Below are 14,794 nucleotides of genomic sequence, written 5' to 3' on the forward strand. Positions count from 1 at the left end.
TTTAGTAGCAGGGGCGCCGGACCAGTGCGTAGCAGGGACACAAGCGGACGCTTGCGCCATATAAGGGCGTAGCAGGGACACAAGCGGATGCTTACGCCAAATAGGTCTAAAATCTAGCGCCTGGCTAACGGGTGAAAGTCGGTGATGTGTAGTTGCTGGTCGCAGAAACCATACTCGTGCTCAATGTTGGAGCCAACTACGATAAGCCTGTTTTCCCTGTTTAGAAAGATATGCTCCTGGTACCAGGCAATGCCTTCCTGATCCAGGTTTGTGGTAGGCTCGTCGAGCAGGAGTAATGGGGTATCGGAATAAATAGCGAGGCCTAACTTCAGGCGTTGCTTCATGCCGGAAGAAAAATCTTTCACAAACTTGTGCTTTGACTTCTGCAATCCCAGCCTTTCGATCAGGTTCTGGGTTGACAGGTTCTTGCGCAGCGGCTTAAAGCGGGTGTGGAAGCCGATCATTTCCTGCAACGATAGTTCCTCCACCAGTTCCAGGTAGGGTGCCGTAAGCGACAGGTGCTGATATGCCTTTTCCGGGGCTATAGCTGTATCAGCTAACGTATAGTGGATTTGCCCCTCGCTATGTAAATTATAGCCGGCAATAATGGTAAGTAAAGTAGATTTTCCGGAACCGTTATGGCCTAGTACAGCATAAGAAGTGCCTGACTCAAAGGTATAGGTCAGGTTTCGGAAAATCCACTCGTAGTTATAGCGTTTACCTAAATTGGATAGGTTAATCCGCATCTTTGGAAAAATAGCTCTTGATAATGCCGCGGCCAGAGTTGCGCAGGAAGTTGGTTACTTCATCGCGTTCTTTGCTCGGTGTAAGTTCGATGTCGATTTTATCTAATGCCTGCGTATTGTTCAGGCCGCTCATAAACAGAATACGATACAGCTGTTGTATCTCATTAATCTGCTCACTGATAAAGCCTCTGCGGCGTAGGCCAACAGAATTAATGCCTGCATACGAAAGAGGCTCCCGTGCCGCTTTTACATAAGGAGGCACATCTTTTAAAACTTTAGAACCTCCGGAGATAAAGGCGTGCGTACCTACTTTTACAAACTGGTGTACCGCACTGGTCGCGCTGATAATGGCATGGTCGCCTACCTCTACGTGGCCGGCCATTTGTACCGCGTTGCCAATAATGCAATAATCGCCTACAATACAATCGTGCGCTACGTGTGCATAAGCCATAATCAGGCAGTTGCTGCCTATCACTGTTTTCATTTTATCGATTGTACCACGGCTAACGGTAACAAACTCCCTGATAACAGTATTATCGCCGATATGAGTGGTGGTAACCTCTCCGGCAAACTTAAGATCTTGTGGTACAGATGAAACTACAGCACCCGGGAAAATCTTGCAGTTCTTGCCGATCCGGGCACCTTCCATAATCACGGCATTGGAACCGATCCAGGTACCTTCTCCGATCTCTACATTTTTATGAATGGTAACAAATGGTTCAACTACAACATTCTGGGCAATTTTTGCCTCCGGGTGGATGTAAGCTAATGGCTGGTTCATGCGTCTTTTTTTACTATACTTGCCGACATTTCTGCTTCCATTACCAGTTGGCCTCCTACAAAGGCCTGACCAGACATTTTAGCTATACCACGTTTAATGGGAGCCAGCAATTCACATTTAAAAATTATAGTGTCGCCGGGAAGAACCTTACGCTTAAAGCGACACTTGTCTATTCCCAGAAAATAAGTCCAGTAATCTTCAGGGTTTTCTACAGTATTTAACACCAGAATACCACCTGTCTGCGCCATGGCTTCTATCTGGATCACCCCTGGCAGCACAGGGTTGCCAGGAAAGTGCCCCTGGAAGAACGGTTCATTCATGGTTACGTTCTTAACGCCTGTAACCGTTGTTTCGTCTAAATGAATGATTTTATCGATCAGCAGGAATGGATAGCGGTGCGGTAAAGTAGCAGCTATCTGGTTGATATCCATAACAGGAGGCTTTTTGGGGTCGTATGTTGGTACAGCCTTTATGCTTGCTTCCTGTATAAGCTTTTTAACTCTTTTTGCAAAGCCGATATTGGCGGCATGTCCCGGGCGGGCGGCCAGTATCTGGCCTTTGATAGGGCGCCCGATCAGGGCCAGGTCGCCTAGCAGGTCCAGCAACTTGTGGCGGGCAGGCTCGTTTTTGAAGCGAAGTTCTGTATTGTTCAGAATGCCTTCTTCTTTAACTTCTACCTTTGGTTTGTTTAGCAGTTCCGAGAGGTACGAAAGCTCATCCTCCTGCACAATGCGGTCTACAATTACGATGGCATTGTCCAGGTCGCCGCCTTTTATAAGGTTTTGCTTGAAAAGTGCTTCCAGTTCGTGCAGAAAGCAGAAGGTACGGCAGGGAGCTATTTCTTCTTCAAACTGGTTGAACTGGGTAATAGAAGCATGCTGGCTGCCTAATGTCGGAGAATTGTAATCCACCATCACTGTCAGGCGATAGTCGTCTAAAGGAAGGCCAACGATCTCTACCTCTCTTTTTTCATCTTTGTAGGAAACACCTCTCGGTATTTCGAAATAGTTGCGCAGTGCGTTCTGTTCCTGTATGCCAACTTCTAAAAGCGCTTTCACAAATTCGATAGCCGAGCCATCCATAATCGGAGGTTCCGGGCCGTCTAATTCAATCAGCACGTTATCTATCTGTAAACCTACCAGTGCAGCTAAGGTGTGCTCTACTGTGTTTACACGGGCGCCGTTCTGTTCAATAGAAGTGCCTCGCGATAGATCTACCACATTATCTACATCGACATTTACAATAGGCTGACCTGGTAAGTCGATACGCTGAAACTTATACCAGTGATTAGCAGGAGCAGGTTTAAAGGTCATGTTCGATACAACGCCTGTATGTAGACCGATGCCCGAAACCGTAACCGGAGCCTTTATGGTATGTTGCTTTTGGTTCATTAATGTATCAGTAGTAATGTTAAGTTCTTGGTTTTGAAGGCAAGCATAGGGTGGGTGCTCATGCTTCACTCTATGTTATGATTTTTGCTTCCTCATGCTTAGGAATGCAAACTTAAATATAATCTTTGGGCTTGCCATTTTATTTTAAAAGAAATGCGTGACGCAGAAAGAATTACTGTTATTTTTTTCCTTCTTTAAGTTCTTCTATTTCTCGCTGAAGCTCAGGAAGTTTTCTAAATACGGTTAAAGCCCTCAGGTTTTGCTTATAGTCGAATGCCGGTGAACCCTGGATAATGGTACCCGTTTCTTTAACTGATTTGGATACACCCGATTGCGCACCTATGGTTGTTTTATCGGCGATAGAGATATGGCCTACAACACCCACCTGGCCTGCCAGCACACAGTAGTTGCCGATTTTAGTAGAGCCTGAAACTCCGGTCTGAGCGGCTATAACCGTATGCTTCCCTACTTCTACGTTATGGGCAATCTGCACCAGGTTATCAATTTTGGTGCCCTGGCGGATGATGGTAGCGCCCATGGTGGCGCAGTCAATCGTTGTATTGGCGCCTACAGAAACATCGTCTTCCAGCACTACATTGCCGATCTGGGGTATTGTTTTATAGCTGCCGTCGGGCTGTGGGGCAAAGCCGAAGCCATCGCTGCCGATAACTGCGCCGGCATGGATGGTACAGTTGCGACCTACCACTGTGCCGGCATACAGTTTGGCTCCGGCCAGGATAGTAGAATTGTCGCCAATCTGAACGTTATCGCCAATGTATACCTGTGGGAAAATGCGTACATTATCGCCTATTTTACAGTTGTTGCCGATATAAGAGAAAGCGCCACGGTAGTGGTTTTCGCCTATTGAGCTGTTGCTGCCTATAAAGCAAGGTTCTTCGGTGCCGGTTTTAGACGCCAGAAGAGCGCTTTGGTAGTAAGACAGCAACGTTGAAAAACTGGAATAAGGATCCTGAACCCTGATAAGAGTGGCGGTAACAGGCTTTTTTAGCTCTAATGTTTCTGATACAATAACTGCGCTTGCACCAGTGCTATAAAGGTATGGCTCATACTTAGCATTTGACAGAAAGGCCAGTGCGCCGGCCTGTGCTTCTTCAATCTTTGCTAAAGTGCTTACTTTTACTGCGTTGTCTCCCTCTATTTTTCCTTGCAACAAGTCAGCAATCTGTTGAACAGTAAATTCCATAATGTAAAATTAGAGCCAAAAATCAAATCTGCTACTACTTTGGGAGGGCAAACTTACTAAAAACTTCTTTTAGCTGCTATTAAATAGAAATTTGAGCCGGCAGATGATAGCCCGGGGGAGGGGATAAAAATAAAAAATAGCCTGAATTGTTTTAGAAACATCATCAGGCTATTTACATACTTAGCTGAAAGAATACGAACAGAAATCTGCTAATGTCTTTTTATTTTTTGATACTGCCTATGGCGATGCTGTGTACCATCTCGCTTTCTAAGCTGGTAAATAGCTGGGAGATGGTTTCGTCGGTTTTATTCACCAGTTTGCACCTGTCGTTTAAAGAGCGCTTTTTAGGCTTGTTATTAATGTAGTTTACAAAATACTCCAGGTTTACTTCTGCGTCCTGGTCGTACAGTTTAATGCCTGTAACTTCAACCAGCATTTTGCCCTCTTCAAAGGCGAAGCTCATGGTAAAGTCGAGCTTACATACATCTATGTCTGTGGTGCCTTTCGATACAAACTTTGTTTTGTTTACATCCTCAGCGTATGATAAGCCTTTAGATTCAGCTTGCAGGTTAATAGCGTACCAAGTGCGGGCAATATCATAAAGTTGCTCAGAAGACATACCCGGAGATTTTATTTCTCGCTTGTAAGTAATTTTAGCGTTTGTGTCATAGCTTAACACAGGCATGGTGCTGCAATCGGGGCATTTATCAGCTTTCTGTGCTGTTGCTGATAAGCCTGTCAGGGCAACGAATGCTATTAGTATGAATCTTTTCATAGTGGCTGGGCAGTAAAAGGTAAAATTATTATAGTATTATTATATTCTGTTTAAGTTATATAGGCCGTTTAGCAAGAGTGGTGCCAAAACAATTTGATAACTTTAACTTATAAAAATTGACTATTTTTCAGGCTTGAAATATGAATCTCTTTCCTGTTTTGGGAAAATAAGTTTCAATATAGGAAAAAGGATTATTTAATAATTGGAATAGTTATATATATAGATGAAGGTAGGGGGCTGTTGCCTCGTAAAGGCGTTTATTTGCGCCTCTGCCACCTGAATTGTAAACTGGCGGAGCCATCGGATGGCTGATGCTGAAGTAAGGCAATGCATGATGCCTCAGCAGGCAAAATAGAGCTGCTCATGCTTTACGTGAAGTATAGAATAAGTATAAGCAGCGAAAACCTGGTTACCAGGTTGCTACCTCTTTGGGGTAACAGACATAATATTTTTCAACCTTATTGCTTAAAGCCTGAATATTAGGTAAGTCCGAAGCATTCGCTACATCAACAACATAGCCCGACTTGGTTAAAACATCTATCGATTGCCCCTCAGACTGGTAGGCGTTGTTACTGATTTTTCCGGCAATCATCAGGTATTTTACTTCTTCAGGGCCAATCATAAACTGTTCCTGCACCAGCTCGCTTATGCCCAGCAGCATCTCCTCATGAACCGGTTTGTTGGAGATAATCACTTTAAAGAGTTTTCGGTTCAGAATGCTGGTTGATAAAAAGGCCAGGATCGGATCGGAGTGAGAAGCCCATTGCTTGATGCCACTCCAGATGTCGTGATCGTCGAGCGAGACAAATCGCTCCAGAATACTGTGATCGGTTTCGAAGTTCTGTAAAGTAAGATTGGATGCCAGGAAAAAGCGCAGGCAGTCGCTCGCAGGCAGGTGTACCCCTGCCTGCATAAGCTCGCGTGCACGCTGCACCGTGCGCAACACCATGTTTTCGGCGCTGATCACGGTTTTGTGCAGGTAAACCTGCCAGTACATCAGGCGCCGGCTTACCAGAAAGTTTTCGATACTATAAATGGCTTTCTCTTCCACTACCAGTTTGTCGTCTACCACATCCAGCATCTTCAGAATCCGGTCTGCCCCTATCTTGCCTTCATAAACGCCTGTGTAAAAGCTATCTCTGTTCAGGTAGTCTAAACGGTCTACATCTAACTGGCTGGATACCAGCTGGTGAAAGAAATTCCGTTCGTAGGTGCCATTAAAAATCTGTATAGCCAGATCTAATTTTCCGTTAAAATGCTCGTTAAGCATCTGCATAATGTGCAGGGAGAGGTGCTCGTGGTGCACTTCTTTAAAGATAGCAGTTTCCAGGGCATGCGAAAAGGGGCCATGGCCTATGTCGTGCAGTAAGATGGCAATAAGAGAGGCTTCGAATTCGGTATCAGAAATTTCGTTATTTTTACTTTTTAAACTGTTGAGGGCCGTGTCCATCAGGTGCATAGCTCCCAAAGCGTGGTGGAAGCGTGTATGCAATGCTCCCGGGTACACCATCTCTGTGAGTCCCAGCTGCTTGATGCGGCGCAGGCGCTGGAAGTAAGGGTGATCGATGATGTCGAAGATTAAATCAGACGGAACGGTGATAAAACCGTAAACAGGGTCGTTGAAGATTTTTTTCTTATTCACGCAGAAGAGAACTAGAATAGATGTTACGTAGAAATTTACTTAAGCAGGTAAGGTTCTCCTTTAAAGGAGGATAAAATATTTTTTTGTAACATCAGTTAGAAATTATGAAATAGAAACCAGGACCTGACACAGTAGTCCAACTAACCAAGCTTTAAACAACGAAATATAAACTATGCAAAGATATAATATTTTATGGGCGGATGATGAAATTGATCTGCTGAAGCCCCATATACTTTTCCTGGAAGACCGTGGTTACGATATAACTCCTGTAAACAGTGGAGCCGATGCCATAGAAAAGGTGCAGGAACAGCTGTTCGATATTGTTTTTCTAGATGAGAACATGCCCGGTATAAGCGGCCTCGAGACGCTTAACGAAATAAAAGGCATACGGCCGACCGTTCCCGTAATCATGATCACGAAGAGTGAGGAAGAGCATATTATGGAGGAGGCCATCGGTGCCAAAATAACCGATTACCTGATCAAGCCCCTGAACCCCAACCAGATCCTGCTTTCCGTTAAAAAGGTGCTGGACAACAAGCGCCTGGTATCAGAGCGCACCAACATGAGCTACCAGCGCGACTTCCGCACACTGGGTATGGCTTTCGGGGAACGGTTAAGTCCGATGGAATGGGCCGATATCTACAAAAAGCTGGTATTCTGGGAGCTGGAGATAGACGAGACAGAGAACAGGAGTATGGCTGATGTGATAAACATGCAGAAAGATGAGGCTAACTCTAATTTTGCCAAGTTTATCATGGATAACTACGAAGACTGGATAAACAAAGACTCGGACGAAATGCCGCTGATGTCGCACCAGATCTTTAAAGAGCGCGTGTTCCCGATGATGAAGGAGTCTGACAGGCCTGTATATTTCCTGTTGATCGATAACCTGCGGTACGATCAGTGGAAGGTGCTGGAGCCCCTGATCTCAGACTACTTTACAGTAGACCAGGAAGAGATGTATTACTCTATCCTACCTACCACTACGGCCTATGCCCGCAACGCCATTTTTTCGGGAATGCTACCGACAGATATAGCCAAACGTTACCCGAACCTGTGGGTGGGCGATGATGAAGAGGAAGGCAAAAACCTGCATGAGCCGGAGTTCCTGGATATACAGATGCAGCAGAACAGGATAAACGAAAAATATAGCTACCACAAAATAACCAACCCTGCAGCAGGCAAAGATCTGCTGGCCAAGTTCAACAACCTCGATAATAATAAGCTGAATGTAATTGTCTACAATTTCGTAGACATGCTCTCGCATGCCCGTACCGATAGTAACATGGTGCGCGAACTGGCACCGGATGAATCGGCTTACCGTTCTATTACCAAATCGTGGTTCCTGCATTCGCCTTTGTTCGAGACCTTACGAATGATTTCTGAGAAGAAAGGCCGCCTGATAATTACAACAGACCATGGAACTATTCGTGTAAAAAGACCTTTTAAGATAATCGGAGACAGAAATACGAATACAAACCTGCGGTATAAGCATGGTAAAAACCTGGGCTACACCGATAAAGATGTTTTCACCGTGAAAAAGCCGGAGCGATTTTTCTTGCCAAAGGCCAATGTTTCTACTACGTTTGTATTCGCAATTGAAGATTACTTTTTTGCGTACCCTAATAACTACAATTATTATGTAAACTACTACAAAGATACCTTCCAGCATGGAGGTATCTCTTTAGAGGAAGTGATCATACCATTTGTAGTGCTTAGCCCTAAGAATGCATAACAGAGTAGAAGAAAGAATACGTATCGAGATGTCGTCGTTGGCTGATTTGCCTGCGGCGGCTTCTGTGCTTATAAAGGAAGCTGAACAGGAGCCCGTTATTTTGTTTGAAGGACCTATGGGGGCAGGAAAAACAACTTTTATAAAAGAGTTCTGCCATCAGTTAGGGGTGAAGGAAAACGTAAGCAGCCCTACCTTTGCGCTTGTGAACGAATATGAAACATCGGAAGGGAAACTAATTTATCATTTTGATTTTTATAGGATAAATGAGGAGCGGGAGGCGCTGGAAATCGGGATACTGGAGTACCTTGCGTCTGGCAGCATGTGCCTGATCGAGTGGCCCTCTATGATCCCGAACCTGTTGCCGGAGCATTACCTGCTTGTAAAACTGCAGCCATCCGACGAGGGAGAAGTGCGAACAATGACTATAAACAGAGTATAGAATGACGGAGAGATTCGCCGTAGAGCTTGGAAAACTGGCTTCCAATCCAGCCCTTTACCCAAAAGAATCGATGCTGGCTGTAGAAGAGCGCCGCAGGAGCCTATTTATTGGTATTCCAAAAGAATCGTCTTTTCAGGAGAACAGGATCGGACTAACACCGGATGCTGTGAAGCAGTTGTCGGACCAGGGACACCGTGTCTGGGTAGAGGCGGGAGCGGGTAGCCCATCTAAATATTCTGATAACGAGTTTTCGGAAGCAGGGGCAAAAATCGTGTATTCTACAAACGAGGTGTATGAGGCTGAAATCATTCTTAAAATTGCTCCTCCCACGTACGATGAAATAGAGTACCTGCGACCGGGGCAAACGCTGATCTCGGCCCTGCAGTTCGGTAACTTAACGGCTGATTATATCAATGCCCTGCTTCGTAAGAAGATTACGGCAATGTCGTTTGAGTTGCTCCGCGATAAGTCGGAGGCCAAGCCTATTGTGCGGGCGATGAGCGAAATCGCAGGTAGCACGGTCATGCTGATTGCCGCAGAGTATTTAAGTATCAGCAACGAAGGCAAAGGTGTTATCCTGGGTGGTATTACAGGCGTACAGCCTTCAAAAGTAGTTATTCTGGGTGCCGGAACCGTAGCCGAGTATGCTGCCAGAGCTGCTTTGGGACTGGGTGCCGAAGTAAAAGTTTTTGACAACCACATTTACAAGCTGCGCCGCCTTAAGCATAATATTGGTGCGCAGCTGTTTACCTCTACGCTGGATAAAGCGGTGCTGTATAATGAAATAAAGCAGGCGGATGTGGTTATCGGGGCCCTTATTTCGGAAGAAGGACAAGTGGCCTGTATGATAGAGGAGGGAGTCGTCGCCCAGATGAGTCCTGGTTCTGTTATTATTGATGTTTGCATAGACCAGGGAGGCTGTTTCGAAACCTCGGAAATAACATCTCATAGCCGCCCGATCTACCGCCGGTACGATATTATACATTACTGTGTGCCGAACATTCCATCCCGTGTACCACGCACGGCAACCACTGCCCTCAGCAATATTTTTACACCTATTTTCACAGAGATATCTAAATTCGGAGGCATCAACGAGGCCTTGTTTATGCACGAGCATTACCGCAGCGGCGTGTATATCTACAGAGGCAGCCTGACCAACTCCAGCATAGCCAAAAAGTTTGGTATGCGCTATAAAGAGCTGGGGCTGATGATTGCTGTGAGAAATTAAAAGTTGATTAGGTAAGCCGTTATAAATGATGACTTGCCTATTCTATTCTTTTCATATCCGGCGCATTCGGAAGGAAGATGCACCTATAGTAAAACTCATCTTCAAGGTAGGCACTCTCGGTAAAGAGGGGGTAGTTCTAAAAGTCCCCCTTGGGGGTAGGGGGATGATTTAGTTTTAAGCACTAGTGCCAACTGCTACAGATTAAGACCCGTAGGAGAGGCTTAGGTATAGAGGAGAGGCCATTACTTTTAGCAACTGCCTTTTCATCCCACCCCCTTCAAAGGGGAACAGCTTCCAACTATAATGGAAAACACGACAAGCCGCTAGAAGCCTTTATATCGTACTCCATATCCGGATGCAATTGAAAGAGGAACGGAGACTTATATAATATCACTCAATAATAAAACCTTCCAGGCTGCCTGCACCTGTTTGTCTGCCAATAGTTTTTTCCCCAACCACTTTAGTTCCTGCCTTAGATGTGCAGCGTCGTGTTTATACTTGTTTAGCGTATAGGCTACCAGGGGCTCCTGTTTAAAAGCCTCTACCTCTTCAGGAGTGGGTATCGTTTCCGAATTTCCTAGCCTGGCCAGCTCATTGCCAGACAATAAATCACAGTTTCTGATAAAAGCAGGAAGTGCGTCTATGCCTATCCCTTTGTTTTTAACAGGCTTTTCGAGTTCAAAAATGGCCTCGCCACTGGCCCGGATGTAATAATCACCACCCATGCGGGCTACAGCATCCAACTTGTAAGGATCTATTTTGCCGCTGGCATCCAGGATGTGTTCGTTTACATGTGCCAGTAGTACCTCGCATACCACCAGGTTGCCCGCTCCGCCTGTTTCTCCCAGAGAAATGATGTCGTTCACTTGGCACTCAAAGGCAACCGGGGCTTCCTGTACACGCGGTGGTTTTACCAGTGTAGAGGCTTCTGCTGTTAAGCCGGCTTTTACAAATTCGTTTACGCCTTGCTCATACTCCGTGCTTGCCAATGACATCTGCTCTGCCAGGCTGTAATCAGCAATATTAATCACCACTTCCTTTGTGGCCAGTATATTGTCCAGCGTGTGTTTAGAGGTATTGTCGCGCACACGCCTGGCCGGAGAAAACACAAGCACAGGAGGATGAGCACTAAAAACATTAAAGAAGCTGAACGGACTCAAATTTACATTGCCTTCCCGGTCTGTGGTACTGGCAAAGGCAATCGGGCGGGGTGCTACACTTCCTAAAAGTATGCTGTGAAACACTGCTGTTTTTACTTCTTTCGGGTTTATCGTTTTTATTGCCATAGCTGAAAAATGGGGCGGACAGGATAAATGTACGCAAAATTTGGAGTGATTTTGTGCAGGAGAGAAGCCGCCAACACAACACTCTTTCATTTTATGGTAGCAGGTCTGTGTGTTTTTACTTAACTTCGCGCTATTAAAAAGATTATGAGGTTTATACCTGTTGCTGTATCTGAACCAGCAGATCATTTGCTTGATAAGATAAACAGCAGTTCTGAGCTTCATTTTTATCATATAAATTCCTATTAAATAAATAGGGAAAATGGATTTTAAGGACTTTAAAAGATTCAAGTAACGATCTAGGATCGGAAGTTCTGGCGTAACAAAAAAGAAAAGACCATTGCAAGCGTTCGTACATAAATCAATTCTGGCTGCCATTGAGGCAGGAAAGAAAATTTTAGAAGTATATGCAGGTGATTTTAGTGCCGACATTTCTTTCAAATCAGATAACTCGCCCGTTACCATTGCCGACTACAAGGCAAACCAGGTGATCGAAAGTTACCTGGCCGATACAAGCTTCCCGATCCTGAGCGAAGAAGGAACGCACCTGGCCTATGAAGAAAGGAAAAGCTGGAATGCCTTCTGGCTAATAGATCCCTTGGACGGTACAAAAGAATTTATCAAGAAGAATGATGAGTTTACAGTAAACATTGCCCTGGTGCGTGATGGGAAACCAGTGCTGGGGGTCGTTTATGTGCCGGTGGCGGGTACTTTATACTATGGGGCCGAAGGAGAAGGCAGTTTCGTTTTTAACGTGGATGCCGCTTTTCACCCGGAGAGGCTGGAGGAATACCTGCTGCATGCCACACAACTGCCGCTGGCAAAAGAATACGATATCTATACCATTCTGCTAAGCCTCACGCACTCCTGCCCCGAAACGCAGGCCTTTGTAGAGGAAAGAAAAAACACCTACGGAGAAGTGAAGATTGAGAGTGCCGGAAGCTCTTTAAAACTTTGCCTGGTAGCAGAGGGCAAAGCGCAGGTATACCCGCGTTTGGGCCCGACAATGGAGTGGGATACGGCTGCCGGGCATGCTGTAGCCAAATATGCAGGCTGCATGGTATATGATTTTGAAACAAAGCAGGAGCTGGTTTATAACAAGGAAAACCTCCTAAACCCATGGTTCGTGGTAGAGCAGGAGCTGCCCAAATTTGTAACTGTTTAGAAATACCTGCTTTTAAGAGAATATGCTAGCTCTAAGTCCCGGAATCCAGCAGTGGGTGGTATTACTTGTTACGTTCCTGGTAGTCGCGCTGCTGCTTGTCGATAAGTACAGGCCGTCATTTGTGTTCGGTGGGGCTATACTGGTGCTTTTGCTGAGCGGCATCATCCATACAAACGATTTTCTGGCAAGCGTGGCAAACGAATCGATCATCACCATCTTTCTGCTGATTTTTATTACCACGGGCATCAAGGAAAACTTTAACCTGGTGGGCTGGCTGGATAAAATCTTTGGTAAAACAACTAACGGGAGAACATTTATGTTTAAGATGACAACAGCCGTGGCAACAGTATCATCTGTCATGAACAACACTCCCATTGTGGCGCTGATGATCCCCTATGTTTACCAGTGGGCCAAAAAGCACGAAATCGCTCCCTCCAAGTTGCTGATACCTTTGTCGTTTGCAGCCATTGTCGGGGGCATGATCACGGTAATAGGTACTTCTACCAACCTGGTGCTGAACGGCTTTATTCTCTCAAAAAATGATCAGGCCCTGGCGTATACCGATTTCCTGTACCTGGGGCTGCTGGTAACGGCGGCAGGCTTGCTTTTCCTGTACTTTGTCGGGTATAGGCTCTTGCCTTCCCGCACCGATGCCATCGAAGAGTTTGCTTTGCAGGCGAGGGAGTACCTGGTGGAAACAAAAGTGCGTCCGTCGTCTAAATTTGCAGGGAAAACGGTCGCAGAGGCTAACCTGCGCAACCTGAAAGGGCTTTACCTGTTCGAGATTGTTCGGAACGGCAGTATTATCAGCCCTGTTTCGCCACGTGAAACCCTGTGCGTAGAAGACAAACTCTTTTTTGCGGGCGATACCGAGAATATAGTTGAATTGGTGAAGGCCGGTAACGGGCTGGAGTTGCATGCCAACCATGGAAGCAACGGCAGTGTCAACCTGCTCGAAACGGTGGTGCCTGCCAACTCCACTTTAATTGGCCATACCCTGAAAGGTGTTGGCTTCAGGGAAAGTTACGATGCCGCCGCAGTAGCCATACACCGCAATGGTGAAAAGCTAAGAGGCAAGATAGGAGAGATTGTGATCAAGGCAGGGGACATGCTGTTGATCTCAGCCGGAGAGAACTTTGAGCGGATAGTGCAGGAAAACAACAACCTGTACCTGGTTTCGGTGCTGGCTAAAACCGAAGACCAGCCTGCCTGGAAAAAGAATGTGTTCATTTCCAGCATGGCTTTAACGGTGCTGGCTATTGCTTCAGGCTTTATTTCGCTGTTTCTGGGGCTGCTTGTCATTGTGTCGGTTTTGCTGTGGCTGGAATTACTAACGCTGTCCGATCTGCAGAAAAACCTCGATTTTGAGTTACTGCTGATCCTGGTCTGCTCTTTAACCTTTAGCAAAGCACTGATAGAAAGCGGCACAGCCAAACTGGTGGCCGATTCTTTTATCCCGGTGTTCGATCAGTGGGGCGACCGCGGGCTTTTACTGGGGATGTTCCTGATAACCGTGCTGTTAACTACCTTTGTAACCAATGTAGCGGCCATATCTATTGTGTTTCCGGTGGTGTATGCCCTGTGCCACGGTGCTAACCTGCCCACTACACCTTTTTACGTAGCTATTGCCTTTGCAGCATCGGCTTCGTTTTTGTCGCCGTTCGGGTACCAGACGAATTTAATGGTTTATGGGCCCGGTGGCTATAAGTTTAAAGATTTTATAAAGGTAGGGCTACCAATTACCATAATTTATAGTGTGATTTGTATCATATTTATAGTATGGTATTACAACCTATAACAGCTATGGGAGAGGAAATGCATGTTGTAAAGCAGTGCTACAAGATAGACCGCTGTGGCCGAGAAGCCAGGAACGGGCACAAAGCGGCCTGTTTGTGGTTTACAGGGCTTTCCGGCTCCGGCAAAAGCACATTGGCCAACCTGGTAGAGCAGGAACTGTTCAGGCTGGGTATTCTTACCTATGTGCTGGATGGCGATAATGTGCGGCAGGGCCTGAACAAAGATCTTACCTTTGTAGAAAGAGACAGGGCTGAAAATATCAGGAGAATAAGCGAAGTGGTTGGCCTGATGTGCGATGCAGGCCTGGTGGTGCTGGCAGCCTTTATTTCGCCATTTCGCAAAGACCGGCAGATGCTGCGTGAACTGATAGGCGAGAATTTTTTAGAAATTTATGTTGATGCACCCTTGCATGTGTGTGAGCAACGCGATGTAAAGGGGCTTTATCAAAAAGCAAGAAAAGGCGAGATAAGTAACTTTACAGGTATATCTTCGCCCTTTGAAGCACCCGAATTTCCGGATGTGCATATTAGAACAGATCAGCACAGCATAGAGGAATCTGTGAAAATGATTGTTGATCAAATTTTACCGAAATTAAAATTATAAGCAGG

At 45.8% G+C, this 14,794-nt stretch carries 13 protein-coding genes; 6 read left to right on the plus strand and 7 right to left on the minus strand.

Translation table 11 applies throughout. The annotated features are described in order from the left end of the window. Positions 1–113 precede the first annotated feature (113 nt). From C1N53_RS00315 to C1N53_RS00340, 6 genes are all read right to left on the minus strand, one after another. A complete protein-coding gene (locus C1N53_RS00315; RefSeq protein WP_137757437.1) occupies positions 114–746 on the minus strand; it encodes an ABC transporter ATP-binding protein in 633 nt (210 codons plus the stop codon). Next, entirely contained in the window at positions 736–1,527 is a 792-nt protein-coding gene (gene lpxA / locus C1N53_RS00320; RefSeq protein WP_137757438.1) for an acyl-ACP--UDP-N-acetylglucosamine O-acyltransferase, read from the minus strand. Before lpxA ends, C1N53_RS00315 begins: the two co-directional genes overlap by 11 nt. After that, positions 1,524–2,918 (minus strand): bifunctional UDP-3-O-[3-hydroxymyristoyl] N-acetylglucosamine deacetylase/3-hydroxyacyl-ACP dehydratase, encoded by a 1,395-nt coding sequence (locus C1N53_RS00325; protein WP_137757439.1) that lies wholly within the window; start codon positions 2,916–2,918, stop codon positions 1,524–1,526. Before C1N53_RS00325 ends, lpxA begins: the two co-directional genes overlap by 4 nt. Positions 2,919–3,096: 178 nt before the next feature. Beyond that, on the minus strand, positions 3,097–4,122 hold the full coding sequence (lpxD, locus tag C1N53_RS00330) for a UDP-3-O-(3-hydroxymyristoyl)glucosamine N-acyltransferase (RefSeq protein ID WP_137757440.1): 1,026 nt from the start codon (positions 4,120–4,122) through the stop codon (positions 3,097–3,099). A 220-nt stretch (positions 4,123–4,342) separates the two neighbouring features. After that, positions 4,343–4,897, minus strand: a complete 555-nt coding sequence (locus tag C1N53_RS00335; RefSeq protein ID WP_137757441.1) for a DUF4468 domain-containing protein — start codon at positions 4,895–4,897, stop codon at positions 4,343–4,345. A gap of 409 nt (positions 4,898–5,306) precedes the next feature. Next, entirely contained in the window at positions 5,307–6,539 is a 1,233-nt protein-coding gene (locus tag C1N53_RS00340) for an HD domain-containing protein (protein ID WP_137757442.1), read from the minus strand. Positions 6,540–6,711: 172 nt separating this feature from the next. On the opposite strand from C1N53_RS00340, the gene C1N53_RS00345 reads away from it, so the two are divergent. Genes C1N53_RS00345 through C1N53_RS00355 form a run of 3 tightly spaced genes read left to right on the plus strand, consistent with a single transcriptional unit; the run spans position 6,712 to position 9,941 of the window. Then, a complete protein-coding gene (locus C1N53_RS00345; protein ID WP_137757443.1) occupies positions 6,712–8,274 on the plus strand; it encodes a bifunctional response regulator/alkaline phosphatase family protein in 1,563 nt (520 codons plus the stop codon). Beyond that, a complete protein-coding gene (gene tsaE, locus C1N53_RS00350; protein ID WP_240773334.1) occupies positions 8,267–8,713 on the plus strand; it encodes a tRNA (adenosine(37)-N6)-threonylcarbamoyltransferase complex ATPase subunit type 1 TsaE in 447 nt (148 codons plus the stop codon). Before C1N53_RS00345 ends, tsaE begins: the two co-directional genes overlap by 8 nt. A 1-nt stretch (position 8,714) precedes the next feature. Continuing rightward, on the plus strand, positions 8,715–9,941 hold the full coding sequence (locus C1N53_RS00355; protein ID WP_137757444.1) for an alanine dehydrogenase: 1,227 nt from the start codon (positions 8,715–8,717) through the stop codon (positions 9,939–9,941). A 380-nt stretch (positions 9,942–10,321) separates the two neighbouring features. Here the strand turns inward: C1N53_RS00355 and C1N53_RS00360 are convergent, their stop codons facing one another. After that, positions 10,322–11,227 (minus strand): flavin reductase family protein, encoded by a 906-nt coding sequence (locus C1N53_RS00360; protein ID WP_168193924.1) that lies wholly within the window; start codon positions 11,225–11,227, stop codon positions 10,322–10,324. A gap of 337 nt (positions 11,228–11,564) precedes the next feature. Between C1N53_RS00360 and cysQ the strand changes: the two genes are divergently transcribed. The 3 genes from cysQ to cysC are packed head-to-tail and all read left to right on the plus strand — an operon-like array spanning position 11,565 to position 14,789. Continuing rightward, a complete protein-coding gene (gene cysQ, locus C1N53_RS00365; protein ID WP_137757445.1) occupies positions 11,565–12,389 on the plus strand; it encodes a 3'(2'),5'-bisphosphate nucleotidase CysQ in 825 nt (274 codons plus the stop codon). A 22-nt stretch (positions 12,390–12,411) separates the two neighbouring features. After that, entirely contained in the window at positions 12,412–14,187 is a 1,776-nt protein-coding gene (locus tag C1N53_RS00370; RefSeq protein ID WP_137757446.1) for an SLC13 family permease, read from the plus strand. A gap of 5 nt (positions 14,188–14,192) precedes the next feature. Continuing rightward, positions 14,193–14,789, plus strand: coding sequence for an adenylyl-sulfate kinase (gene cysC, locus C1N53_RS00375; protein ID WP_137757447.1), 597 nt, complete (start codon positions 14,193–14,195; stop codon positions 14,787–14,789). Positions 14,790–14,794 lie beyond the last annotated feature (5 nt).

This window comes from Pontibacter sp. SGAir0037 (assembly GCF_005491705.1).
Classification (GTDB): Bacteria; Bacteroidota; Bacteroidia; order Cytophagales; family Hymenobacteraceae; genus Pontibacter.